The organism is Pseudochelatococcus sp. G4_1912, from assembly GCF_047501465.1.
Classification (GTDB): domain Bacteria; phylum Pseudomonadota; class Alphaproteobacteria; order Rhizobiales; family Beijerinckiaceae; genus Pseudochelatococcus.
Genome location: NZ_JAZDRL010000002.1, coordinates 322934 through 349111, shown reverse-complemented (window position 1 = coordinate 349111; position 26178 = coordinate 322934). Strand labels below are relative to the sequence as shown.

Annotated in this window: 20 protein-coding genes; 11 read left to right on the top strand and 9 right to left on the bottom strand. The window is 51.9% G+C overall.

Annotated features, from left to right (window positions below):
• Positions 1 to 273: 273 nt before the first annotated feature.
• From alaS to gmk, 7 genes are all read left to right on the top strand, one after another.
• A complete protein-coding gene (gene alaS, locus VRZ32_RS08835; protein WP_414525375.1) occupies positions 274 to 2928 on the top strand; it encodes an alanine--tRNA ligase in 2655 nt (884 codons plus the stop codon).
• 27 nt (positions 2929 to 2955) lie between these two features.
• A complete protein-coding gene (gene fabD / locus VRZ32_RS08830; RefSeq protein ID WP_414525374.1) occupies positions 2956 to 3909 on the top strand; it encodes an ACP S-malonyltransferase in 954 nt (317 codons plus the stop codon).
• Positions 3910 to 3922: 13 nt separating this feature from the next.
• Positions 3923 to 4663, top strand: coding sequence for a 3-oxoacyl-[acyl-carrier-protein] reductase (fabG, locus tag VRZ32_RS08825; RefSeq protein ID WP_414525373.1), 741 nt, complete (start codon positions 3923 to 3925; stop codon positions 4661 to 4663).
• 588 nt (positions 4664 to 5251) lie between these two features.
• Positions 5252 to 5491 carry an acyl carrier protein gene (locus VRZ32_RS08820; RefSeq protein WP_414525372.1) on the top strand — a complete coding sequence of 80 codons (240 nt, stop codon included), beginning with the start codon at positions 5252 to 5254 and terminating at the stop codon, positions 5489 to 5491.
• A gap of 94 nt (positions 5492 to 5585) precedes the next feature.
• Positions 5586 to 6851, top strand: coding sequence for a beta-ketoacyl-ACP synthase II (gene fabF, locus VRZ32_RS08815; protein WP_414525371.1), 1266 nt, complete (start codon positions 5586 to 5588; stop codon positions 6849 to 6851).
• Positions 6852 to 6986: 135 nt separating this feature from the next.
• The gene (gene mltG / locus VRZ32_RS08810) at positions 6987 to 8330 is read left to right on the top strand and encodes an endolytic transglycosylase MltG (protein WP_414525370.1); all 1344 of its coding nucleotides are present in this window, start codon (positions 6987 to 6989) and stop codon (positions 8328 to 8330) included.
• Between the two features lie 30 nt (positions 8331 to 8360).
• Positions 8361 to 9002 (top strand): guanylate kinase, encoded by a 642-nt coding sequence (gmk, locus tag VRZ32_RS08805; RefSeq protein ID WP_414525369.1) that lies wholly within the window; start codon positions 8361 to 8363, stop codon positions 9000 to 9002.
• Between the two features lie 68 nt (positions 9003 to 9070).
• Here the strand turns inward: gmk and rsmA are convergent, their stop codons facing one another.
• The 4 genes from rsmA to lptF all read right to left on the bottom strand — a co-directional run bounded on the left by rsmA (position 9071) and on the right by lptF (position 14845).
• Positions 9071 to 9949 carry a 16S rRNA (adenine(1518)-N(6)/adenine(1519)-N(6))-dimethyltransferase RsmA gene (rsmA, locus tag VRZ32_RS08800; RefSeq protein ID WP_414526176.1) on the bottom strand — a complete coding sequence of 293 codons (879 nt, stop codon included), beginning with the start codon at positions 9947 to 9949 and terminating at the stop codon, positions 9071 to 9073.
• A gap of 13 nt (positions 9950 to 9962) precedes the next feature.
• Positions 9963 to 12470: an LPS-assembly protein LptD gene (locus tag VRZ32_RS08795; RefSeq protein ID WP_414525368.1), complete on the bottom strand. Its 2508-nt coding sequence runs from the start codon at positions 12468 to 12470 to the stop codon at positions 9963 to 9965.
• Positions 12471 to 12607: 137 nt separating this feature from the next.
• Complete coding sequence (gene lptG / locus VRZ32_RS08790) at positions 12608 to 13693, bottom strand: LPS export ABC transporter permease LptG (protein WP_414525367.1); 1086 nt, start codon at positions 13691 to 13693, stop codon at positions 12608 to 12610.
• Positions 13694 to 14845 carry an LPS export ABC transporter permease LptF gene (gene lptF, locus VRZ32_RS08785; RefSeq protein ID WP_414525366.1) on the bottom strand — a complete coding sequence of 384 codons (1152 nt, stop codon included), beginning with the start codon at positions 14843 to 14845 and terminating at the stop codon, positions 13694 to 13696.
• 456 nt (positions 14846 to 15301) lie between these two features.
• On the opposite strand from lptF, the gene VRZ32_RS08780 reads away from it, so the two are divergent.
• Genes VRZ32_RS08780 through VRZ32_RS08770 form a run of 3 tightly spaced genes read left to right on the top strand, consistent with a single transcriptional unit; the run spans position 15302 to position 18826 of the window.
• Positions 15302 to 16804, top strand: a complete 1503-nt coding sequence (locus tag VRZ32_RS08780; protein WP_414525365.1) for a leucyl aminopeptidase — start codon at positions 15302 to 15304, stop codon at positions 16802 to 16804.
• On the top strand, positions 16801 to 17253 hold the full coding sequence (locus VRZ32_RS08775; protein WP_414525364.1) for a DNA polymerase III subunit chi: 453 nt from the start codon (positions 16801 to 16803) through the stop codon (positions 17251 to 17253). Before VRZ32_RS08780 ends, VRZ32_RS08775 begins: the two co-directional genes overlap by 4 nt.
• 34 nt (positions 17254 to 17287) lie before the next feature.
• Positions 17288 to 18826, top strand: coding sequence for a S10 family peptidase (locus VRZ32_RS08770; RefSeq protein WP_414525363.1), 1539 nt, complete (start codon positions 17288 to 17290; stop codon positions 18824 to 18826).
• Positions 18827 to 18899: 73 nt separating this feature from the next.
• Here the strand turns inward: VRZ32_RS08770 and VRZ32_RS08765 are convergent, their stop codons facing one another.
• The 3 genes from VRZ32_RS08765 to VRZ32_RS08755 form a co-directional block, all read right to left on the bottom strand.
• Positions 18900 to 19265 (bottom strand): PRC-barrel domain-containing protein, encoded by a 366-nt coding sequence (locus VRZ32_RS08765; protein WP_414525362.1) that lies wholly within the window; start codon positions 19263 to 19265, stop codon positions 18900 to 18902.
• Positions 19266 to 19427: 162 nt separating this feature from the next.
• Complete coding sequence (gene tyrS / locus VRZ32_RS08760; RefSeq protein ID WP_414525361.1) at positions 19428 to 20684, bottom strand: tyrosine--tRNA ligase; 1257 nt, start codon at positions 20682 to 20684, stop codon at positions 19428 to 19430.
• Between the two features lie 209 nt (positions 20685 to 20893).
• Positions 20894 to 21217 carry a hypothetical protein gene (locus VRZ32_RS08755; RefSeq protein ID WP_414525360.1) on the bottom strand — a complete coding sequence of 108 codons (324 nt, stop codon included), beginning with the start codon at positions 21215 to 21217 and terminating at the stop codon, positions 20894 to 20896.
• 572 nt (positions 21218 to 21789) lie between these two features.
• On the opposite strand from VRZ32_RS08755, the gene VRZ32_RS08750 reads away from it, so the two are divergent.
• Complete coding sequence (locus VRZ32_RS08750; protein ID WP_414525359.1) at positions 21790 to 22929, top strand: anhydro-N-acetylmuramic acid kinase; 1140 nt, start codon at positions 21790 to 21792, stop codon at positions 22927 to 22929.
• Positions 22930 to 23319: 390 nt separating this feature from the next.
• On the opposite strand, the gene VRZ32_RS08745 is transcribed toward VRZ32_RS08750, so the two are convergent.
• Entirely contained in the window at positions 23320 to 25002 is a 1683-nt protein-coding gene (locus tag VRZ32_RS08745; RefSeq protein ID WP_414525358.1) for an MFS transporter, read from the bottom strand.
• 312 nt (positions 25003 to 25314) lie between these two features.
• Positions 25315 to 26151 (bottom strand): 23S rRNA (guanosine(2251)-2'-O)-methyltransferase RlmB, encoded by an 837-nt coding sequence (gene rlmB, locus VRZ32_RS08740; RefSeq protein WP_414525357.1) that lies wholly within the window; start codon positions 26149 to 26151, stop codon positions 25315 to 25317.
• Between the last annotated feature and the right edge of the window lie 27 nt (positions 26152 to 26178).

The window sequence follows — 26178 nt, the reverse complement described above, 5'->3', positions numbered from 1 at the left end:
TTTTGCAGGCCTGAATTGTGCGCGGATGGCGTAAATCCGCGTCACAATGGTCCATTTTGAATGCTGTAAAATGACAATCCTGTAATTTCGTGATTTTCAGATGGATGAAATCCATTTAGAAGGAGCGTTTGGAGAGCCATCCGGTTGATGATCGAATGGCGTCTGTCAGGGCGTTTTTGGCAGCTACGTAGATTGACGCAAACGCTTGAAGTCAAAATTGACAGGAGGCGAGCGCGGATCGCGCGCAAGCCAGCATGGTGCAGGTAGGACTAAATGAGCGGCGTTAACGAGATCCGGTCCACATTTTTGAATTATTTCGCGGCCAATGGTCATGAGATCGTGGCGTCAAGCCCGCTCGTGCCGCGCAATGATCCCACGCTGATGTTCACCAACGCTGGCATGGTTCCGTTCAAGAACGTGTTTACTGGCGTTGAAAAGCGTCCTTACTCGCGTGCTGTCAGTGCTCAGAAGTGCGTGCGTGCAGGTGGCAAGCACAATGATCTGGATAATGTAGGCTACACGGCTCGCCACCACACCTTCTTTGAAATGCTCGGCAATTTTTCCTTTGGAGATTACTTCAAGGAAAACGCTATTGAACTTGCGTGGAAGCTCATCACGAAAGAGTATGGCCTGCCTGAGAAGAAGCTTCTTGTAACAGTTTTCTCCGAAGACGATGAAGCAGCGATGTTGTGGAAGAAGATTGCGGGCTTGTCGGACGACAAGATCATCCGCATCCCCACATCAGACAACTTCTGGACAATGGGCGATACCGGGCCTTGCGGTCCTTGCTCTGAAATTTTCTACGATCATGGCGATCATATAGCCGGTGGTCCTCCTGGTAGCCCTGATCAAGATGGTGATCGTTTCATCGAGATCTGGAATCTCGTGTTCATGCAATATGATCAGACGGGACCGGATCAGCGTCTGCTGCTGCCACGTCCGTCGATTGATACTGGCATGGGGCTGGAGCGTATTTCTGCTGTTCTTCAGGGCACGCACGATAACTACGCCACGGATCTGATGAGGGCGCTAATTGAAGCCGTTGCCAATGCAACAGGCGTTGATCCTGATGGTCCACAGTCAGTCAGCCATCGCGTTATTGCAGATCATTTGCGTGCATCGGCCTTCCTGGTTGCTGATGGCGTTTTGCCTTCAAACGAAGGTCGCGGTTATGTTGTGCGCCGTATTATGCGCCGTGCCATGCGCCATGCTCAGCTGCTTGGATCGCGTGATCCTTTGATGTGGCGGCTCGTGCCCGCGTTGGTTCGGCAAATGGGGCAGGCCTATCCTGAACTGGTGCGCGCTGAATCGCTGATCACTGAAACGCTGCATCTGGAAGAAAAGCGGTTCCGCAAGACGCTGGAGCGCGGCCTGACGATATTGGATTCCGAAAGTAGCAATCTCAATGCGGGCGATCAGCTCTCGGGTGAGGTCGCGTTTACGCTCTACGACACCTATGGCTTCCCGCTTGATCTGACACAGGATGCATTGCGTCCGCGCTCCATTGCTGTTGATTTGCAAGGGTTTGATGCGGCGATGACTCGCCAGCGCCAACTTGCGCGCGCTGCATGGTCTGGTTCGGGTGAAGCTGCTACCGAGACATTATGGTTCGGGCTGAAGGATCGCTTGGGCGCGACAGAATTCCTTGGTTACGAGGTGGGGGCTGCAGAAGGTGTCGTGTCCGCGCTAATCCACGAGGGCAATGAAGTTACATCGCTTAAAGCGGGTGATGAGGGGCTACTGCTTGTCAACCAGACACCATTCTATGGTGAATCGGGCGGTCAGGTTGGGGACACGGGACATATTCTTGCGCCAGGCCTCAAGGCTGAAGTACTTGGCACTTCAAAAAAGCTTAGCGATCTCTTCATTCATCGCATCCGCATGGTTGAGGGTGAGCTGGTGGTTGGTGCGGCGGTTGAGTTGGTGGTGGACAATGAGCGCCATCGCGCTATTCGTTCCAACCATTCTGCCACGCACCTTTTGCATGAAGCACTGCGCGAAATACTGGGCGATCACGTAGCGCAAAAGGGCTCGCTGGTTGCACCTGATCGTCTGCGTTTTGATTTCAGCCATCCGACACCAATCAGTGCCAATGAATTGCGTCAGATCGAAGATTTGGCCAACAAATTCGTACTGCGTAATGAGCCGGTCGAGACGCGTTTAATGGCGGTCGATGAGGCGATTGAAACTGGTGCAAGGGCGCTGTTTGGTGAAAAATACGGTGACGAGGTTCGTGTCGTCACAATGGGTACGCGTCCCGAAGCGGGCGGCAAGGTATTTTCGGTCGAACTGTGCGGCGGTACGCATGTTGCGCGTACGGGCGATATCGGTTTGATCCGTATTGTCTCCGAAGGGGCGGTCGCATCGGGTGTGCGCCGTCTTGAGGCCATGACAGGTGAAGTTGCAAGAAGGCATTTGATTGAAGAAAGCCAGTTGCTGCATGGACTTGCTGATTTGCTCCGTACGCCAGTCAATGAAACGGGGCCGCGCCTGGAGGCTTTGATCGAGGAGCGCCGGAAGTTGGAGCGCGATTTGACCGAGACGCGTAAAAAGCTTGCTCTTGGTGGCAATTCAGGTGCTGAAGAGCCGGTGCTGGAAGTGGGTGGAACACGCCTTCTGGCGCGTGCTGTAGCGGGCATTGAGACAAAAGACCTTAAGAGCCTTGCTGATGATGCGAAAAAGCGCGTTGGCTCAGGCGTTGTTGCGATTATTGGCGTTGCAGAGGATGGCAAGGCCGGCATAGTGGTCGGTGTCACAGATGATGTCAGCGATCGTTTTGATGCGGTTGCACTGGTGCGGATAGGTGCAGAAAAGCTTGGCGGCAAGGGTGGCGGAGGACGTCGTGATCTCGCCCAGGCAGGCGGCCCTAATGCTGATAAGGCTCAGGAAGCACTTGATGCGATCGCAGCTGCGATCGCTGGGAATTAATAAGACGGATTGGTTGCGGAGGAAAAAATGACAATTGCGTTGACCTTTCCGGGGCAGGGCAGTCAGGCGCTTGGCATGGGCAAAGCGCTTGCAGAAAATTTTAGTGTTGCGAAGCGTGTGTTCGACGAAGTGGATGATGCACTTGGTCAGCATCTCAGCCGTGTGATGTGGGAAGGGCCGCTTGAGGACCTATCGCTCACCGTCAATACCCAGCCAGCGTTGATGGCCGTGAGCCTTGCGGTGGTGCGGGTGCTTGAGAGCGAGGCTGATCTCGATATTGCCCGGGATGTGGCATTTGTTGCAGGACATTCACTGGGTGAATATTCCGCTCTGGCAAGCGCCCGCAGCCTCGGCGTTGCTGATACGGCGCGCCTATTGCGCATTCGCGGTGAAGCTATGCAGCAGGCGGTGCCTGTTGGGGAGGGCGCTATGGCGGCGCTTCTTGGCCTTGATTTTGATGACGCTGCAGCGATTGCGGCTGAAGCAGCGCAGAAAGATGTATGCGCTGCTGCTAATGACAACGGTCCAGGGCAGGTCGTTATTTCGGGGCATGTGGCTGCGGTCAACCGCGCCATTGAACTGGCACAGGCGCGTGGAGCAAAGCGTGCGATTCTGTTGCCAGTGTCTGCGCCTTTCCATTGTCCATTGATGCAGCCTGCGGCGGACCGCATGCGCGAGGCATTGGCAAATGTTGAAGTGCGGGAGCCACTCGTTCCCGTGTTTGCCAATGTATTGGCGGCGCCCATTTCAAGCCCGGCCGATATTCGTGATTCGCTGGTGGCGCAAGTCACAGGTACCGTGCGTTGGCGCGAAAGTGTTGTAGCCATGGCGGCAGAAGGCGTTGACGCCTTCTTTGAGCTTGGCACAGGTAAGGTATTGACAGGATTAGCAAAGCGAATTTCTTCGGGGGCGCGTGCTATCTCTGTTGGTGGTCCAGATGATGTTGAGGGTTTTCTCGCCGCTCTGACCGCTTCACGATAAAAGGGGAAACATCGTGTTTGATTTGACGGGCAAGAAGGCCTTGGTAACGGGTGCAACCGGTGGTCTTGGCGGTGAGATTGCCAAGGCCTTGCATGCGCGTGGAGCAGAGGTTGCGCTATCGGGTACGCGTCGTGAGGCATTGGAAGTATTAGCGAAAGAGCTTGGCGAACGTGTATATATCACACCGGCTAACCTTGCTGATGCAGCGGATGTTGAGGCGCTTGTTCCAGCGGCTGAGGTTGCGCTTGGCGGTGGTATTGATATTCTGGTGAACAATGCAGGCGTGACGCGTGATAACCTATTTATGCGCATGAAGGATGAAGAGTGGGATACGGTTATTGCCGTTAATCTTACAGCAGCCTTCAGGTTATCACGCGCTGTTCTCAAGGGAATGATGCGTCGCCGTTCTGGTCGTATTATCGGTATCAGTTCAGTCGTTGGCACCACAGGTAATCCAGGGCAGGGCAACTATGCAGCCTCGAAAGCTGGCCTGATTGGCATGTCCAAGTCACTGGCTGCTGAGGTTGCAAGCCGCAACATCACTGTAAATGTGGTTGCGCCTGGCTTTATCGAATCGCCAATGACTGATGTGCTCAACGACAAGCAGAAAGAAGCGATTCTCGGTCGCGTGCCAGTCGGTCGGCTTGGATCAGGTATGGATATTGCGGCAGCTGTCGTTTATCTGGCGTCTGACGAAGCAGGTTACGTTACCGGCCAAACACTTCATGTGAATGGCGGAATGGCAATGATATAAGGAGGTTACGACCATTTTGAAAAAATAAAAACGGTCGTTTCTTTTCTCGCTAATTGGTAAGTAGTGTGTTAACAACCATGGTCAAGTTTGCATGAATGATTGTGCATGGCATGCGCTATGTGATCGTATTAATGCAGTTGGAAATCGTTTTTCCAGCTTGAATGCGTAAGGCTTGCCACACGAAACCAAAGAACGGACCCTGCCTTGCGTCTAGATTTGATGTTTCATCAAAGAACTGGAAGAGGGCTATGGTTCTTGTCCTGCGTTTTTGTTGTCTGATAAGGCAAGATGGAAGAAATTTAAGCTTGCGGTGACGTATCGTGTTGCGTTACCGGATGCTTGTTTGAGGTGATTTGGGGCGTTATTGACTTCTCAGGCATGAATTTTTATTCGGTTTGTGAGGTTATGCCCTGATTTTCGCGTCATTGGGTTGTATGCGTTGCCGTGCTCGTGTAGCGAGTGTTGCCTTGATAAAGGGTGCATATGCCGCTTACGGATGTCAGCGCCCTTGACAAAAATGCCAGTAGCGACAATGTCCGAGCCGCAAAGATGCTTGGATTTGTCAGTTGATATAATGAGGACTGAATTATGAGCGATATCGCTGAACGCGTGAAGAAGATTGTTATCGAACACCTGGGCGTTGAAGCCGACAAGGTGACGGAGTCTGCAAACTTCATCGACGATCTGGGCGCAGACAGCCTTGACACTGTCGAGTTGGTTATGGCGTTCGAAGAAGGCTTCGGCGTTGAGATTCCGGATGACGCTGCTGAAACGATCGTCACCGTTGGCGATGCTATCAAGTTCCTTGAAAAGAACGTTTCTGCCTAATGTTTCTCGTCGTAGCGTGGGTTGAGGGAACGTACGGCGTCGCCGAATTCGGTCCGGACGCTGGCGCAATTGGCGAAACTATAGGTGGTAGGGCATGAGACGCGTTGTTGTCACTGGCTTGGGCGTCGTCTCGCCCTTGGGTAACGGAACAGAAGTTACCTGGCGTAAGCTTCTGTCGGGCGTTAGTGGTGCCCGACGGATTGATACGTTTGAGACGTCGGATCTACCTTGCCAGATTGCCTGCTCAATTCCCCTTGGGCATACGACGGAAGGCAGCTTCAATCCAGATGATTGGATGGAGCCTAAAGAACAGCGCAAGGTTGATCCGTTCATCGTTTATGCGGTGGCAGCAGCCAAGCAGGCTCTTGACGATGCTGGTTGGCATCCGACGACCTATGACGATCAGATTGCCAGTGGCGTCTTGATCGGCTCCGGGATTGGTGGTGTTGGTGGCATTTATGATGCCTCCATTGTCCTCCATGAGCGGGGTCCACGGCGTATTTCGCCATTCTTTATTCCCGGCCGATTAATTAATTTGGCATCTGGCTATGTGTCGATTGCTAACGGCTTAAAGGGCCCGAATCATTCTGTTGTTACGGCCTGCTCCACAGGTGCGCATGCTATTGGCGATGCGGCACGTTTAGTGGCGCTGGGTGACGCTGATGTAATGGTGGCTGGCGGCAGCGAATCGCCGATCAACCGGCTTGCTGTTGCAGGCTTTGCCGCGTGTCGAGCATTATCAACCTCTTTCAATGACATGCCGGAACGCGCTTCTCGTCCCTATGATAAGGATCGTGATGGCTTTGTGATGGGCGAAGGTGCTGGGGTCGTTGTGCTGGAGGAACGTGAGCACGCCATTGCACGTGGTGCTAAAATTTACGCTGAAGTGGTTGGGTATGGCCTGTCCGGCGATGCCTATCATATCACTTCGCCTGCTGAAGATGGTGATGGTGCTTATCGCTGCATGCAGGCAGCGCTTAAGCGCGCGGGCCTCGCTGCGGGTGATATTGATTACATCAATGCACATGGTACCTCGACGCCACTTGGTGATGAGATTGAGCTCAGGGCTGTTGAGAGGCTGCTGGGTGATTCTGCTGGGCGTGTATTAATGTCATCTACAAAGTCCTCGATCGGCCATTTATTGGGGGCTGCAGGAGCGGTAGAAGCAATTTTCGGTGTACTTGCCATCCGTGATCAGATCGTACCGGCAACGCTTAACCTCGATAATCCATCGGTAGAGACCGCAATTAATATTGTTGCGCATGAGGCTCGTCAGGCTTCGGTTGGTACCGTATTGTCTAACTCATTCGGCTTTGGCGGTACGAACGCATCGCTGATCTTCCGCCATCCAGATCTTTGATGGTGTAAGGTAAGGTGGCGTGCTTTCGCCACAATTATTGCTATAGTCTTACTGCACAGTGAGAGTGAAGCAGGCATTGCAGCATACAGTTATGTGCTAATGCATTTAATTGACTTATGAGGGGGACGGCTTTGTATGGTTGATGACAGGCATCATGGACCGTCAGCCTCGCAATCAGGCAATGGTGGCGATGCACTCTACAACCGCGCTGCACCACGATCTCCGGGCGAGGCTATCAAGCCAACAGCCGCCCCTCCTCCTCCCCCACGAACGCGTTTAAGGCGACGGAATGGAGGATTTTTATCCGCGCTCAGTGCGTTTCTGACCCTGCTGTTGATAGGCGTAGTTGCTGTCGGTTCCGTAGTCTATTTCGGACGCCAGGAATTTTATGCGCGCGGGCCACTGAAGGAAACACAGATTGTTACCGTTAAGGGCGGCAATCAGACGGTTGCGGAAGCACTGCAACGTGAAGGTGTCATTGATCACGCGCTCATATTTGTAATGGGGCTACATGCGCTTGGTGCCAATAATAGCATCAAAGCAGGAGAGTATGCTTTTCAAGCCGGCGCCAGTATGAAGGACGTTATGGATACGCTTGTCGCAGGCAAAAGTGTGTTGCATTCCATAACTATTCCCGAAGGTCTCACAAGCGATCAGATAGTCGCAAGGCTGCTGGCCAATGATTTACTTACAGGTGAGATCAAGCCGATTCCACTTGAAGGGTCATTGCTGCCAGAAACCTATATGGTGCCGCGTGGCACGACGCGCCAAGCGGTGATTGACCGTATGGCAGCTGAGCATCGCAAAGTTGTGGCAGAAGCTTGGGAAGCGCGGGCAAAGAACCTTCCGATTAAATCACCCGAAGAGCTCGTTGTTCTAGCCTCGATCGTGGAGAAGGAAACTGGCGTGCCTGAAGAACGGGCTCGTGTGGCGGCCGTTTTTACAAACCGATTGAAGCAAGGGATGAAGCTGCAATCCGACCCAACAATTGTTTACGGAATCGTTGCTGGTAAAGGAACCCTTGGTCGCGGCATCCGCAAAAGCGAAATTACCGAAGCGACTCCTTATAATACCTATGTAATAAGCGGCCTTCCAGCAGGGCCGATTGCAAACCCGGGGCGTGCGTCGCTTGTGGCCGCGGCAAAGCCGGCCGCTGTTGATGATATTTATTTTGTTGCTGATGGCACCGGCGGGCATCAGTTTGCTAAAAGCCTTGATGAACATAATCGTAATGTTCGCGCATGGCGAAAAATAGAGGCTGGCCGGACTGCATCTCAGAGTTTTGATCGGGTTGATGAAGAGGATAGCGTCGACGATGAAGCAGGAAGACGCAGTGAGTTGCTTGATAGCGAGAGCGGGACAAAGGGGCTAGCCAAAGCATTTGATGCTTCTGAAGGTACAAAGCTCGATCCGTTGAAAAACAAGACTTATGATCTGACATCGCCCAAAACAGTGCCACAGTTGCGTTCTGTCCAGTAAAAAGTGTGCGTTTTAAGTTCAGGAAAGAGAATGACAGCCGATAATACAATTCAGCGTCGTGGGCTGATGCTTATTTTGTCCTCACCTTCGGGAGCGGGCAAAACCACGATGACGCGCGATCTATTGCAGCTCGGCGATGTCTCTCTCTCCATCTCTGCAACTACCCGTCCTCGTCGCCCATCGGAAATTGATGGTGTTCATTATCATTTTATGGAGCGCGATGAGTTCATTTTCCAGCGGGATCGTGGCGATTTTCTTGAGTGGGCAGAGGTACATGGCAATCTCTATGGTACGCCGCGTAAACCTGCTCACGAAACATTAGCGCGTGGTCGCGATATGGTGTTCGATGTGGATTGGCAAGGTACATTGCAAATTCTTGAGCACATGCGGGATGATGCTGTAACCGTGTTCATTCTACCACCATCAATGGCCGAGTTACGTAATCGGCTAGAGCGGCGCGCTGAAGACGCTCAGGAAGTCATCAATCAACGTCTGCTCAATGCGCGCGAAGAAATTCGCCGTTGGAGTGCTTATGATTATGTGATCGTCAATGATGATCTTGATTATGCATTTAAATCATTGTTGTCGATTTTGGCAGCTGAAAGGCTCAAGCGTGTTCGTAGGACTGGCCTACCAGTTTTTGTTGAGAGCCTATTGAATAATGACGTTTGAAAATAAATATTATTGATTGAAGTCTGCGTTCGCTTAAAATTTAGAAACGAACGCAGGCTGTTTTTATTTTAAGCTCTTATGCTGTTGCGCAAAGTATCATAAAGATTTGCAAGGTGGACAAAATCAGCCACCGCAATCTCTTCAGCACGAGCAGTTGGCAAGAGTCCAGCTTGTTGAATCAATTCGGTTGTGTCTAGATTTAAACCCGACAAATCAAGGCTTTTAAGGCTCTGCCGCAGCATTTTACGGCGCTGTCCAAAGGCGGCTAAGGTCACCATTTCAAGTGTTGAAGTGCGTACCGTGTCAGGTGAAGGGCGCGGGACCAAGTGTACAATTGATGACGTGATTTTAGGTGGTGGGACGAAGGCAGATGCTGGCACATCAAAAAGAATATGTGCCTCAGTCCGCCAGCCGCATAATACGCCAAGGCGACCGTAATCTTTCGGATCCTTCGGAGTTGCAACAATACGCTCTGCCACTTCACGCTGGAACATGAGCGTAAGCGATTGCCACCATGGTGCCCAACGCTCGGCTGTTAACCACCCGGTTAGGAGAGGCGTTGCAACGTTATAGGGCAAGTTAGCCACAATGCGAGCCGGACCGTCATCAAGATATGGAGTGATGTCTGTTTCTAGGGCATCGCCCTCAATTACAGTTAATCTGCCCGGATAGCGCTCGGCAATTTGTGCCAAAATAGGTAGACAGCGAGAGTCACGTTCAATTGCAATGACACGCTTAGCGCCATTAGCAAGTAATGCACGCGTTAAACCTCCAGGGCCGGGACCAACTTCAACAACGGTGACACCGTCCAATGGGCCAGATGATCGCGCAATCCGTGCGGTGAGATTTAGATCAAACAAGAAGTTCTGGCCAAGTGATTTTTTGGCCAGCAAACCATGGTCCCTAACAATATCGCGCAGGGGGGGGAGATCATCAATTTGATTCATATGAGTGACAAACTTACTGGGCGATGCCATCAGATGTGTTGTTGCTGCCGCCGACATCTTGCGAGAAGCTAATTCCGCCGAGTGTCCGTAGCTCAAGTCGTACCATAACAGATGTATCTGAGCGCTTTGTTCCTGATGATCTGTCTTTCATGGTAGAATTATAAGTAACGCCGAAAACCACGCACTCATCCTGATAGGTCATACCAAGCGACATATAACCGGGCGTCCAGGTGTTCGATTTAGTGTAGTTCGATGTGAGCCCTGCAGAATATTCGTAACGTGTGCGCAGATCACGATCGAGATCGAACATCACAGATCCATTGACGGACCAATTTTCATTCATTTTCAGTGATGCGCTTGGGCCAAGGCCCGTACGTCTATATGGGTAGCCGAGGCCCGGTTGGGCTTCATAGCGAGCAAAAACCAAGCCTGTATTGAGAGGGCCAAATGAAGCGTTAGCCTGGCCATCGAGGCGATTGACCGAAAAGTCATTTTCATCAAAACGGGCATGACCAAGGAAAGAAAGGCCTTGACGCGGCGCGATATAAAGGCCGGCAACGTAATCAGACTGAGTGTTTTGTAAGCCTGAATCTTGCCCAGCATGTGCGATGTCATATTGGCGGTAGGAGTTGCGCCCGCCTATCTGGTAAGATTGCCCAAACATTGCCTGGCCAAAGGCACCGCTATCCGTTTGCACGGAATACTTCAGGCCAACATTAGCGCGTATACCACCTTCATCTCGATCGTAGCCGCCAAATTTATTCCATGCGAAAAGATTTGTGTCGTCGAAAACGACGCTTTGAGAATCTTCATTAGGTAATTGGCCGATGCGGGTTTCGTTCGGACGTGCAACGATTTGTGCAATTGGCTCAAGCGTGTGCGTGCCCCATTTTTCAGTGTTTGCCACAAATGGGAAACGGTACTCAATGCCCGCCGTTGGCATCACACGCGAGCTGATGTTGTCGTTTCCGTTGGTGTTCAGGAAGTTGCCGATCTCACCATTCTGAAAACGCGTCGCGTTCAGACTGCGGGCGAAGCCATCCACACGCAGGCCAGCAAATGGTTGCCAGACCTGTCCCAGTGGATCTATGAAATCACGACGCCAGTTAAGACTGGTTGAAGCACGCGTGTAGCGCCCACCAATACCACGCACAAGACATTGATTCTGATCAAACACAGCGCAGGTGGAATAGGGCATGCCGCTTGGGAAGTAATTGGCAGTATATCCCGGAACCGCTTGGAATTGCGCTGCATCGCGCGTGAGATTGGTCACATTGAAATCAAGCTCAAGCTCACCGCCAATTTTGCCAGGGCCCTTGAAGCGACGATTGTAATCAAGCGTTGGCGCAACGATTGGCTGCTGCTTTTGCCAATCATCCTGCGAAAGTGTCTTGAAATAATAACCGCGCAAGTCAAAGAACGCCGTGTCGCTGCGGCCTTGCAGGAATGCAGTCGAGGTCGATTCCTTGAAAAAGGTACTGGTTAGGCTTTCGCTGCGGATTCTGTAATTATCCAGAAACCACTTGTCGCTCAGCAGTGCCGCATCCCAGCCCCAGTGCCAGAAACGGTTAATGTCAAAGCGTCCCGAGCTCTCGATGGAGCCACGGAAATCGCGGTTTCTCGGACCGTAGGGAGACGCGAGGAAGACGCTGTCATCCTGCTGGAAAATACCTGCAGCGCGGATATTATAAGAGCCAGTCAGAAAGCGCTGGCGCCATTCAGCCTGTCCCAAAACACCCTGTTTTGTCAGGAATGTAGGAGTGAGAGTTAGATCATAGTCAGGTGCAGGCGCCCAGAAAAACGGCGTTGTAATGCCGAAACCAGTCGCTGATGAGTAGACATAACGCGGTGTCAACAGGCCCGTCTTGCGGCGCACTGTGGGATCCGGCGTTGAGAAATACGGAATATAGGCAAGAGGAACGCCGTAGAACTCAAGCGTGGCATCCTCATAGTAAATCATCTGCTCGCTATTGTTATGAATAATGCGTGCAGCCTTCACCTGCCATAGTGGCGGGCGAGTTGGATCTTCTTTGCAGGCCTCGCAGGCAGTGTAGGTGCCTTTGGTGAAGGTGGTTGTTTCCCCTTCACTGCGCTCAGCACGAGGGGCGGAAAAGCGCGTGTTTTCCGACGTCTCAACGTGCAGTGAGTCGATAAAGCCATCACGGAAATCGTCTGTCAGCTCGAAGCGATCGCCGCTGGCGACTGTACCGTCGGTCTCACGCAGCTGGGCATTGCCCTCGGCCAAAACACGGTTGGTATTCCGGTCATAAGTGACGCGGTCCGCCTGCAGGGTGCGACCTTGATAATACAGGCTCACATTTCCAACTGCCGAGACGGTGTTTTTATCGTTATCGTAAACAATCTCTTTGGCATCAACGACAAGATTGTCGCCATCCGAGCGCTCTCCCGCAGCCGCGAAGCGCTCATTCAGCGTTTGCTGAGCATGCGCGAGCGACACGGGCAAAAGCGTTGCGCCGAGTGCAGTCATTATCGCGATGCGGGCGACGGAACCAAGTCTCAAGCGCAAACTCCTCAACTAAAACACGGTAGATATATAAGCCAACTCAGTCTGATGCATATTTATGAAGAAGTATTTCACGAAAAATGCTTGCTCTCCGATTTCACGCACCTGTTGCTGCTCTCGACACGTGCACTGATTTAGCCATCTTCCTGGTATAGTAAAGCAAGGACACCCAGCAAGCTGCCGACTACCCCTGGAAGCCAAGCTGCCACGGTGGGTGATAGAATCCCTGCACCCCCCAGATCTTGCATGATCTCCGTCGCTACATAAAGCACGAAGCCGGCCACAACGCCACCCAGAACAAGCTTCGCAACGCCACCAAATCGAAAGAACCTTAAGGAAACGGAAGCGGCGATTAACACCATTGCTACCAGCAGCAAGGGGCGCGCCATCAGCACTTCATATTGAAGGCGATAGGGGCGCGCATCGAGGCCCGCTTGCTCCGTGCGCTCAATCACGTCGGGCAGCTGCCAGAAAGACACTGAACTGGCCGCTGTAAATGACTGACGGACCTGGGCTGGCGCTAAAGTTGTCGCGAGGAGATAAGAATTATGAGCCCGCGGTTCCTCGTTCAGGGACATCACCCGTGCGTTAACAAGCTCCCAATAGCCATCAAAAAGCTGCGCGCTGGGAGCTTCAATTCGTTCCAGAAAACCGCCTTTGTCATCGAACAGAAACACAGTCACATTCACGAGAGTGGCGGTTTCATCGATCGCTGAGCTCGCGCGCAGAATCGCTTGCCCATCGATGCTACGTTGGCGAATCCATATATTTTGCCGACTTAGAGAGGAGCCTTGCGAAAAAATTGTTGCCTCTAATGTCGCAGCCCGGTGGCGCAAGGTGGCCGAAAGGGGATTGTAAAGCGTGACTGAAATCACACCCAGCAGCAAAGCCACTATAACGGGTGGTTGCAAAAAGCCCCAGGCGGAGATGCCAACCGAGCGTGCGATCACCAGTTCAAGACGCCGGCTGAGGTTCAACAAAGTTGCAATGCTGCCAAAGAGCACTGCGAAAGGAAGAACCTCCTCTGTTACCGAAGGAGTGCGCAGTAAAGACAGCCAGGCCATCAGATGAGCTGAGGCATTGGGTGCATCCCCCGCGCGGCGCATCAGCTCCACAAAATCGAGAGTGTACACCAGAATGAACACAGTGCCGAACACAACGCCAATGGTTGTGAGGAAGCGCTTGGCGAAATACTGTCCGAGAGTGGGGCCAATCAGCATCTATGCACCTCTCAACGTAACAGGGCGCATAAGCGACAAGCGACGAAGGATGGCGTTGGTTAAAGCGCGCACGCGGGGGCCTTCGAAGATAATAAAGAGTGCCAGTGCGCTAGAAATAAGCGGTGCGCCATAAATGCCCAGCACTGCCAAAGGCTCGCGCACAATCGCACTCGATGCGAAGAACCCTATTATGCGTACGAGACCCACTGCTGCGACAGCCAGCGCAATTGCCACGCCGCGCCCCTGGCGCGTTGTACGCGCTTCACCCAGTGCAGCAAAAGCAATCAGCATAAAAGAAATGCAATAGAGCGGGGCCGTAAAGCGATCATGTAACTCAGCCCGGAAACGCCCCGATTGCAGTTTGTAGACCGGATCTTCCGGATCGGGGGCCAGAAGGGCTGCGGTTGAGCGCTCTCGTGGACGATAGATCGTTTCAGCTTCACTGGCTGCGAATACCGAGAGATTTAGGGCATAGCGCTGGAAGGTGACGATGGCGGCATCGCGGCTGTTCTTCTCCTGCTGCTGGACAGAGCCGTTTTCGAGCACAAGAAAGCTTTGGTTATCAACGGTTACAGTCCGCCCGCGTTCAGCAATATAGACGGCGACCTTTTCAGGATCGCGCTCATCCTGCATGAAAATGCCCAATAATGCGTCGCCAGCTTTTTCGCGATAATGAAAGGTGATGCCCGAATCGAGTGTCGTGAACTGGCCTTCCTTTACGATATTGGAAACGAAATCAGCGCGGATATTGGTGATCACGTCACGCAATGTGTTGAAGCTCTGCGGCATAAGATACAGCGTCATCGATGCTACCAGCGCAAACACAGCCACACCAATGGTTGCGAACGGGCGCAGCAAACGTCCTGGCGCTATGCCGGCGGCGCTCATGACGATGAGCTCGGAATCACTATTGAGCTTGTTCAACGCATAAAGCGTAGCAATGAAAAGTGCGACCGGCGCAATAATCACCACAAGTGCGGGCAACGACAGAAGCGTGACCAGCATGAAGATGCCAAGCGTCTGCCCTTGCCCTGTAACCAGATCAAGCTGGCGCAGAATTTGGGTGATCCAGATGATAAGGGTCAGTGCGAGAAAGCAGGCAACAAAGGCGACCGTTACGTTGCGCAGGATGTAGCGTTCGATCAATGTCATCACGATACCATATAACTGCGCGCAGGCGCGGGCCGGGCGATAATGCATCAAACCAGACAGCGGATGCCGCTTTGGTATTTGATACATGAACAAACGGATAGAAGGCCGGACGTTCTGATAGCATCAGAACTGCGCTCTAATCCTTAGGCTTTACCGCAACTTGCATTCAAATTAAATGCAAACTGCTCCGAAGCAAAAAGCGCTTCAGTCATTTTTGTTTTATCCGACAGAATCGACACAAAAACCAGATATGCCGCCAAAGGAACTAATAGGTTCTTGCGTATTCGGCAAGTTCGTTGCCGCTCCTATCGACCACAGGGCATATCGATGCGACGATTAGCAGCGTGGGTGCTTATTCCACAATTCAGGATATTTTCAGGCAGAGACGATGACGCGAGCCGCTGAAAATGCTCTGATCGCGACCGATAGCTGTTTGATAGTAATGTGAGGATGTTCATGACCGGCCGTATCAAGGTAGATTTTAAAGCTCTGGAGCGCCCGGAGGGGGGCGAAGTGGTGGTGTTTGCCGATGAAAATCTCTCGGTATCACCCTATACGGCTGCCTGGCTGGGCGATGCCGGACTGGAGCTTGTACGGCGCGCGGCAAAGGTCGAAAAATTCAAGGGAAAAGCCAAGAAGGCCCTTATTCTCACAGCACCCAAGGGGATCAATGCTGACCGGTTGATCGTCATTGGAACCGGCAAGGATGTTGCTGCTAATGACTGGTCGCAACTGGGCGGGGTGACCTTTGCCAAACTTAATGGGCAGAGAGCGCATGTGCTGTTTGATCTGCCAGGCGAGGGCCGATTTACAGCCGAATCAGCGGGTGACTTTGCGCTCGGTCTAAGCCTGCGCGCTTATCGTTTTGATCTCTATAAAACCAAAAAGCATGATGACACGAGCGATGCCGAGGATGATGAACCAAAGGTCGTAATCATTAATCTCGCAGACCCAACAGGAGCCAAGGCCGCGCGGAAAGCGGCAAAGGCTGTTGCTGAAGGGGTAAATGTTGCGCGCGATCTTGTTAACGAGCCACCGAATGTCCTGAACCCGGAAGAGTTTGCGCGTCGCGCTGGCGAGCTGGCCAAGCTTGATGTCGCGGTTGAGGTGATCGATGAAAGCGAACTGGAGCGTTTAGGCTTTGGCGCTCTTGTTGCGGTTGGGCTTGGTTCGCGGTTTGATACCAAGCTGGTGGTTCTGCGCTGGAATGGTGCGGATAAGGATGTTGCGCCGATCGCTTTTGTTGGCAAAGGTGTAACATTCGATACCGGTGGTATTTCAATCAAGCCTGCTGCCAGCATGGAGGATATGAAGGGCGATATGGCGGGCGCTGCCGCTGTTGTTGGTCTGATGCACACGCTTGCTACCCGCAAGGCCAAGGTCAACGCTATTGGTGTGATCGGCCTTGTTGAAAATATGCCAGACGGAAAGGCTCAGCGGCCAGGCGATATCGTCAAGTCGCTGTCGGGGCAGACGATTGAAATCATCAATACGGATGCGGAAGGCCGCCTCGTATTGGCTGATGCGCTTTGGTACACGCAGGAGCGTTTCAAACCGCAGTTCGTCATCAACCTGGCGACACTTACTGGTGCGATTCTTGTTGCATTAGGGCAGGAAAATGCAGGCCTGTTCTCGAATAATGATGAATTATCTGCCTATCTGACCGAGGCCGGCAAGGCCACGGGTGAGACTGTATGGCGCCTGCCGCTGCAGCCTGAATATGATAAGCTGATCGATTCCAAATTCGCTGATATGAAGAATACCGGCGGACGGTATGCGGGTTCGATCACTGCAGCCCAGTTCTTGCAGCGCTTTATCAAGGATACGCCATGGGCGCATCTCGATATCGCCGGCACCGGCATGGCCGCGAAGCAGACAGATACGAACCAGTCCTGGGGATCAGGCTGGGGCGTGCGTATGCTTGATCGTCTCGTGCGGGATCATTACGAAGCCTCATGACCGAGATTCTGTTTTACCACCTGCAACGTCAGCCGCTTGAAGCGGTGCTTCCGACGCTTGTCGAAAAGAGCATCGAACGCGGTTGGCGCGTAGCCATTGAGGTGCCGGGGCCAGAGCGGCTTTCGGCTCTCGACGATCATCTATGGACTTATCGCGATGAAAGTTTCCTGCCGCATGCGACAGATCAGGTCGCTGATTGTGCCGATGAGCGCATTCTGCTGACCTCTGGCAGCGCCAATCTGAATAAGGCGGATGTACGCTTTCTCGTGGATGGCGCGGTGGTTGGTGAGGATATCGAGTCCTATCAACGCATCATCCTGATGTTCGATGGCAACGATGACGTGGCTCTCTCTCGTGCGCGGGAAGAGTGGCGCAAAATTCGCGCCTTGGGGCATGAAGCAACCTATTGGCAGCAGGATGAAATGGGCCGCTGGGCCAAAAAAGGCTAAGCCTTGCATAATAATGCATAGGGAAGGAACCAAGATGCTTAAGTCGCCTGCCGCCCTTGGCTTGTTCATGGCCCTGCTGTTTATCGTGCCGCTTCCGGCCGCAAAAGCACAGGATAAAGAAACGCCACCACAGCAAGCGCAAGCGGCCGAGCCGCGGCGCGGCGATGAGGGGCTGCGTCTTCCGCCTCGCAAAACTGTTGTGCAGTCATTGGAAATTGCAGGCAAAAAGCAGGATTATAAAGTCACTGCGGGCAGTATCGTGTTGCGCAATGATTCTGGCGATCCCCAAGCGGAAGTGGGCTTTATCGCCTATACGCTTGAAGGACAGCCGGCGAGCAAAAGGCCGATTACGTTTGCCTTCAACGGTGGACCTGGTGCGGCGTCTGCCTATCTGAATTTTGGTGCGATAGGCCCAAAACGGATTTCCTTCGGCAACAATGGCGAGGGGCCATCTTCTCCTGCTATCCTGAATGATAATCCCGAGACCTGGCTTGATTTTACGGATCTTGTTTTCATCGATCCGGTGGGGACGGGTTATAGCCGTTTCGTGAATGATAATCGCGAGTTGAAGCGCTCTGTCTGGTCGGTTGATGGTGACATCAATGCGCTTGCTGCGGTGGTGCGCCGCTATCTCGTTGAATTTGATCGCATGTCTTCGCCTAAATATCTCGTAGGTGAGAGCTATGGCGGTTTTCGCGTGCCTAAACTTGCTCATCGTTTACAGACAAATGAAGGTGTCGGCGTATCTGGAATCATCATGATTTCGCCGGTGCTGGATTTTATCTCGCAGTCAGATAGCGATGGTTCACCTCTTGCCTTCGCAGCGCGGCTGCCATCTCTTGCCGCGCTGGCGTTGGAAAAGAAGGGTGAGCCGATCAATCGAGATTCGTTAGCCAACGTTGAGGAATATGCTCGTACTAACTATGTAGTCGATTTATTGCGCGGCCCGCGTGATAAGGCGGCTGTTGGGCGAGTTGTGGATCAAATTACGGCCTTCACAGGTCTTGATCGTGCGTTTGTAGAGCGTCAGGCAGGTCGACTTGATCTTCAAGGTCTTGCACGCGAACTGGGGCGTGATCGGCAATCGGTCGCAAGCCTTTATGATGGAACGGTACTCGGTGCTGATCCTGTGCCGTTTGTTCTCTCTTTCACGCCAAAAGACCCAATTCTGCACGCAAGCGTGGCGCCACTCACCAGCGTTGCAGTAGATTTTCTGAATCGAACTGTTGGGTGGCGCGTCGATGCGCCGTATCAATTGCTCAGTCAGGATGTTTTTTCGAACTGGAACTGGGGTGGGAATGGCAATGAGCCGCATGAAGCAGTGAGTAATCTGCGCGAGGCTCTGGCGCTTGATCCCAATCTTAACGCTCTAGTGGTGCACGGCGCTACCGACCTTGTGACGCCTTACTTCGATAGCCAGCTAGCGCTTGATCGTCTTACAGCGTTGGGCGGGGATGCCGATAAGGGGCGTGTTGGGTTAGAGGTTTTGCGTGGAGGACATATGTTCTATGTCCATAATGACTCACGGGCAGCCCTGAAAGAAGCTGCCCGCAAGCTCTACCCCCTCGATTAGATTGGACGAGTGGCGCGTCACTAGCGTTTATTGATTAGTTTTGCGCCATCACTCCACTCATCCGAATTAATGCCTACATCCAGTAGGGGCCGCTTCCATAATAATCATGAACGCGTTTTTCATAATCGCGGTCGCCCCAATGCGGATCCTCATCTTCACTGAAGGTTGGGCCGCCCTCTAGCTGCTCGCGCGTGAGATGAACGACATAGCCGCCCATATTGGTGTCATATGTCAATGTTGACCAAGGCAGTGGATGATAATCTGATCCCATGCCCAAAAAGCCACCAAATGACATGACAGCGTATGCAACGCGACCTGTTTGCTTATCAATCATGAGGTCATGGATGCTGCCGAGGTTTTCTCCTTCGGCATTATAAACGGTTGTGCCGGCAACTTTATCTGCGCCGATCAATGTACCGGTTGTGTCAAGACGACCCATCATTCCCTCCTTAGAGTATTGGCCGGAATGTCTATGAGACATCCCGGTTCACTCCGATGCTAAAAGATAGCGAATGCTGCAGTCTATCATCCGGATATTATAACAGCACTTGCTTCGGATACTCTGTAAACGAAGCGAAGGTGATGGTTGTTCCAGGAAAAATTATGCAATCTTCAGCAAAATGTGTTTCTTCTTGCCAAGAGAAAGCTTGATCAAACCTTCTGATGTGAGATCAGAAGGGGTTAGTCTCGCCTTTTCATCTGTCACGATGACATCATTCACCTTCAGGCCACCGCCCTTAATCTGCCGACGTGCTTCGCTGGTGGAGGTAACAAGCCCTGTGTGGTCAGGACCAAAGGCTGCCAACACGCCAAGGCCTGCCTCAAGCACATCACGTGTGATGACATGGCTTGGAAGGTCCTGCGCCAACGCGCCTTCCTCGAATGTTTTGCGGGCTGTTTCAGCTGCCGCATTTGCAGCCTCACGGCCATGTAACAGAGCAGTAACTTCTGTAGCCAGAATCTTCTTGGCATCGTTACGCTCTGCGCCTTCCAGCGCTTCAAGACGGGTGATTTCTTCGAGGGGCAGATCGGTGAAGATGCGCAGGAAGCGGCCGACATCGGCATCTTCCGTGTTGCGCCAGTACTGCCACAGCCCATAAGGCGCCAGCATATCTTCGTTCAACCAGACAGCACCGCCCGCGGACTTGCCCATCTTGGCACCTGACGAGGTGGTGAGCAGTGGCGAGGTTAGTGCATAGAGGGGATTGTTATCAATACGGCGCCCCAGTTCCATTCCATTGATGATATTACCCCATTGATCGGAGCCGCCCATCTGCAACTGGCAGCCGTAACGGCGCGACAGCTCAAGGAAGTCGTATGCCTGCAAAATCATGTAGTTGAATTCAAGGAACGACAGGGATTGATCGCGATCAAGGCGCGACTTCACCGATTCGAAACTTAGCATGCGATTGACAGAGAAATGCCGTCCGATGTCACGCAAGAATGGGATGTACTCGAGTTTATCGAGCCATTCAGCATTATCAACCATAATGGCATCGGTAGGGCCGTCGCCAAATGTCAGGAAACGCGAAAACACCTTTTTGATGCTCTGCTTGTTCGCTTCGATCTGCGCATCATCTAGCAGTGGGCGAGCGTCATCGCGGAATGAGGGGTCACCGATGCGGGTGGTGCCGCCGCCCATGAGCACGATTGGCCGGTGTCCAGCTTGCTGAAGACGGCGCAGCATCATGATGTTCGTCATGTGCCCCACGTGCAGACTTGCTGCCGTGAGGTCATAGCCTACATAAGCCGTGATCGTTCCATTCAAGGCCAGTGCATCGAGGCCTTCGGCGTCGGAAATCTGGTGGATGAGGCCGCGATCATTGAGCGCGCGGAGGAAGTCTGAACGATAGGTCATCAAATTTTCGGCTTCATGCTAGTGCTACATGTGGACGCATTGTCCATTCGTCTGGCTGGAGCGCAAGGTGCGTTTCCAGTCCGTTACACCAAATGACAAGGTCATATGATTGCAACGTGAAGCCGGTCTATATCAGGTCATTCGCTGTTTGGAAATCAGACCATTGGGAAGCATTGGCGTTTATCGTATCGGGCCTAGAAATAGTGCCGTTATGAAGAACTCCAGATTTCCTCATAAGATAAAACCAGTGAGCCGGTTTTAGTGCTCTTATACTCGATGGAGACCTCTTTGCTCAGGCCGTTCTTAAGATCGAGGGTGTAGCGGCAGCGATACTGATCGTATGACTCGTTGTAGATAATTGTTTTAGGTGCACGCAACTGGATGATTTCAGTTTCTGCTGCGGTGAACTCAGGCAAAATTCGCAGGTCGTTCAAAACATCATTGCTGAACTCTGGTGAGTCGCAGTTAGCTTGTGCAAGGGATATGCCCATAAAAGGTAATAAAATAAGCGAGAGAGCAATAGATCTAACCATAATATTCCTCAAATCAAGTTGATTGTATTAGTGGTTGGGGGAAGAGGTAGTAATATTTATACATCAAATAATTCTATTTCTCTTAAATGCATAAGCATCCAGAAAAACTAGGGCTAGCCACGCTTTTTGTATGCCTTGGTGTAAACAGATTCAGTTTTTCGCCATTGCTTAGCCATAATATATAGCATTTTAAGAAACGGCAAGAGGTTTTTATTAAATAAAAATAAAAGCATAAAACAAGAATAAATTTATGGAAATTCTATCAATTTAATTAATTTATAAATAATGATTGAATTAATTGTTTTGTTTGCTGTGTTTTGTTATGTATGTATTGTGTTTTAATTGTGTCTTTCTTGTTGTTCTGCATTTATGATTTCCTATCATCTAATGGAATGGGTCTATAGTGAGGCAATTTTTTGTTTGCTCCTATTATGCTATGAAAAGCTTGATGCCAAAAATAACCAAGCAGAAATGATAATTTATCATGCGTGTTATTAAGTATGCTGCTCTATAGTTCGCATTATTAATAGAGTTATATAGAATAGTATTTCGCATACGGAGTAGGGAGCGATATGGCGGAACGGATTTGGCGGGTGATTGGCCTTATGAGTGGCACGTCGATGGATGGTATCGATGTGGCACTGCTGGAGACAGATGGCATTTCGATTGAGCGTCTTGGTCCTGCCGGCTTCCATCCTTATGATCCGAGCGACAGAAAGTTGCTGCGTGATGCGATGAAGGTCGCCGCTTCCCTTACAGATCGGGCTGCTCGTCCTGGTATTTTGGCAGATGCGGAAGCCATGGTTACGCATCGCCATATTCGCGCAATCGATAGTTTTTTGTCCTCTTGCCAACTGAATCGAGAAACAGTTGATTTGATTGGTTTTCATGGGCAAACGATGATTCATCGTCCTGAAATTGGGTTGACAGTGCAGATTGGTGATGGGCCCAAGCTCGCTGAGCACACGGGCATTCCGGTTGTGTATGATTTTCGCGCAGCAGACGTGGCTGCTGGGGGGCAGGGTGCGCCGTTGGTTCCGCTGTTCCATGGTGCCCTGGTGCGTAAAGCCCAGCTTGAGGGCCCAGTTGCAGTGCTCAATCTGGGAGGAATTGCCAACGTTTCCTATATCGATAGTGCTGATAATGACCAGTTGATTGCTTGCGATACGGGGCCCGCTAACGCGCTGATCGATGATTTCATGCTGAAGCGCATAGGGGTGCCGATTGACCGTAATGGGGCCTGCGCAAGCCGGGGAGCCGTGGATGAGGCGGTGCTTAATGCTTTGATGGGGCATGATTATTTCAATAAGCCACCACCAAAGTCACTTGATCGGGATGCCTTCATGCTTCCAGATTTAACAGCGCTGTCTGATGAAGATGGTGCGGCAACGCTTACTGAGTTTACCGCTCGCGCTGTCGCGCATATCATGCGCTTCTTACCGAAGCCCCCTGTATTGTGGGTGTTGTGTGGCGGTGGCGCTCGCAATCCAGAGATGGTGCGCCGGATTGGTGCCCACGTTGGTGTGCCCACAATTATTTCGGATGAGTTGGGGTGGTCTGCAGATGCGCTGGAAGCACAGGCCTTTGCCTATCTTGCGGTTCGCAGCCTAAGGAAATTGCCGCTTACTCTGCCGGCAACAACCAGTGTGCCTGTGCCAGTATGTGGCGGGGTGCTTGCGGGATCAGGGGCGGCTGCATCACTTCAGAAGTGAAGGGTTTTAAAGTTGTTTAGCGCTCCCGGCGATGCCGCTGCAGTTGCAGTCATCATTGCCGACTTGGGGTTCCTTGTCCGTATTTTTCTGAGGTGTAGGAAAAGGAATATTGTTTTCAAATTGCAATCGCCATCATTATTAATAATGATATACAATTATTTATAATAAGGGCTTGGTCAGTCTTTGTGTATTTGTTGAAATATTATGATTTTCTGGCGTACGTAACGTTAATGTAATTAGAGCATTCACACGTAACATAAGCTAGACATTATGCGGGTATTCATGAGGAAAGATCCTCTGCGCCATAATGTAAAAATAAGCTGCGCCGCCTTCTCGCATTTAACCGAAATCGAAGCGAGATGGCGGCGCAGCTATTAGTGCACGCAGTTATCAGGTGTCGTACGTGTTGATGTCACGCTTGTATGTTTCTGGCACAAACAGCAGACCAATAACCAAGGTCATTATGGCGATAGTGATTGGATACCATAGGCCATAGTAGATATTACCTGTCGCGGCTACCATGGCGAAGATCGTTGGAGGCAAGAAGCCGCCAAACCAGCCGTTACCAATGTGATAAGGCAGCGACATACCCGAGTAGCGGATACGCGTTGGGAATAGTTCCACGAGCTGAGCGGCGATTGGGCCATAGACCATGGTCACCAATAGTACGAGCACGAACAGGATTCCAACCGTTAGCGGGTAGTTCATTTTGGCGGGATCTGCCTTGGCGGGATAACCAGCTTCGCGGATTGCGGCCGTCAATTCGGCTTGGAATTGTGCGGTGCGTGCAGTGCGCTCTTCAGGTGGCAAGCTGCGGGCATCAAATGCATCAAAGCTACGATCACCAACCTTGATCGACGCGATGGTGCCAGCTGGTGCGGCAACATTATCATAATTCACCGAATTACGTGCCAGGAAGCTTTTGGCAATATCACAGGAAGAGGTGAACTGTGCCGTTCCAACAGGATTGAACTGGAATGAGCACTCAGCCGGATTGGCTACCACTGTTACGGGCGCAGAGGCTTGTGCTGCGGCCAGGTCAGGGTTTGCTGCGCGTGTTAGAGCGTTAAATAATGGGAAGTAAAGAAGTGCAGCTAACAGGCAGCCACCTAAAATAATCGGCTTTCGGCCGATCTTGTCTGATAACCAGCCGAATACGACGAAAAACGGCGTGGCAAACAGAAGGGCGATGGCAATCTGGATATTGGCCGTGGCCGAATCAACCTTCAGCGTCTGTGTGAGAAAGAAGAGAGCGTAGAACTGGCCCGTGTACCAGACAACAGCCTGCCCCGCTGTGCTGCCAAAAAGCGCATAAAGGCCGATCTTGGCATTTTTCCAGGTGCCAAAAGCTTCCTTCAGAGGGGCCTTGGAGCCAGTGCCTTCAGCTTTCATCTTTTTGAAGGAGGGGGATTCTTCCAGTTGTGTTCGAATCCATACGGATATAGCCAGCAGAATGATCGAGACAAGGAAGGGAATTCGCCAGCCCCACGCAGCAAAGGCTTCTTCGCCTAACCAGGTGCGTATGCCCAAGATTACCAGCAATGACAGGAATAACCCAAGTGTTGCTGTTGTTTGAATGAAGCTGGTATAGAAACCGCGTCGACCTCTAGGGGCGTGTTCTGCAACATAAGTTGCCGCTCCACCATATTCGCCGCCTAGCGCCAGGCCCTGAAGCAAACGCAGTGCAATTAACGCAACTGGTGCCAAAATACCAATAGATGCGTAATTGGGCAGTAGGCCGACGATAAACGTTGAAAGTCCCATCAGAATGATGGTGATCAAGAAGGTATATTTACGGCCGACCAGATCGCCAAGGCGACCGAAGAACAGCGAACCGAATGGACGAACGGCAAAACCTGCAGCAAAAGCAAGTAGGGCAAAAATGAAGCCCGCAGTCGGGTTCACGCCCGAAAAGAATTGCGCTGCAATAATCGCCGATAATGAGCCATAGAGATAGAAATCATACCATTCAAAAACAGTGCCAAGCGAAGAGGCAATAATCACCTTTCGCTCTTCTTTAGTCATAGGGGCGGCTTTGGGCTTGGCCCCGCCCGTTGTGCTGGCAAAGGTCATGGTAATGGTCCCTCGTTGCGTTTCCTCAACGTCAACCAAACTGGCCGCAATCAGACAGCCGCTTGGCCCGAACGCCGACCGCTCTCTTCTGGAGCATGCCGGTTATTGTCGGAAATCATCACAGGACCAACCAAAGGAAGCCTGTGACAATCTATCGCGATTCATAATAGTTGCAACGGAAACCGTTGTCGCTTGGACATAAGTCTTTAGACAAAAGTATTAGGCAGGTTCCTCCCGCTTGTTTTCTTCATTATCAAAAACAGCGGGTGGAAGAGGGCTGTATAGGTGAGCGCGCTATACAGCCATGGCTAATTAATTCTCTGAAGCGAGCCTTGAAGTAACAGCATATAGTGAGATTGCTGCTGCGTTCGAGACATTCAGGCTTTTGATCTTTCCTGGCACATCAAGGCGCGCCAACATATTGCAGCGCTCCCTCGTAAGCTGTCGCAAGCCTTTGCCCTCCGCGCCCAAGACCAATGCCAGAGGACGCCGCATGGGGATTGCTCCCAATGTTTCTTCGCCTTCAGAATCCAGGCCGATACATTGATAGCCGCGTTCCGAGAGTGTTTGCAGCGCGCCAGCAAGGTTGCGTACGGTTACAAAAGGAACATGCTCAAGACCACCAGAGGCAGATTTCGCCAATACACCGGTAGTCGCGGGGCTATGTCGGGCGGTCGTCAAAATCGCATCAATACCAAAGGCGCAAGCTGTGCGGACGATAGCGCCGACATTATGCGGATCAGTAATTTGGTCTAGCACCAGAATCAACGAATTGGGCGCAAGATCCTCAACGGTGAGCGATTCGAGCGAATCAGCATAAAGCAACATGCCCTGATGCACGGCATCTGCGCTCACACGTTGATCGATCTCTGATGGACGAACAATGGTTGGTTGAATTGGAAGGCTGTGGAAAACCTCGGCTAATCGTCTAGCCGCATTTTCTGTTACCATCAGCGAACGGAAGCGCCTTGCAGGATTAGCGAGCGCCTCGGATACGGCATGCCAACCATAGAGAACAACGCCGTCATTTGCTTCTTCAGGAAAGACAGAATTGGCTTGTCGCCCAGGGTTTGGACGGCGCGTGAACCTGGTTGCCTGTTGGCGGTAAGGGGGCTTTTTGTGATGCTTGGAAGAGAAATTGTCGGTCATTCGATTGCCTTATGATTGAAGGCTATT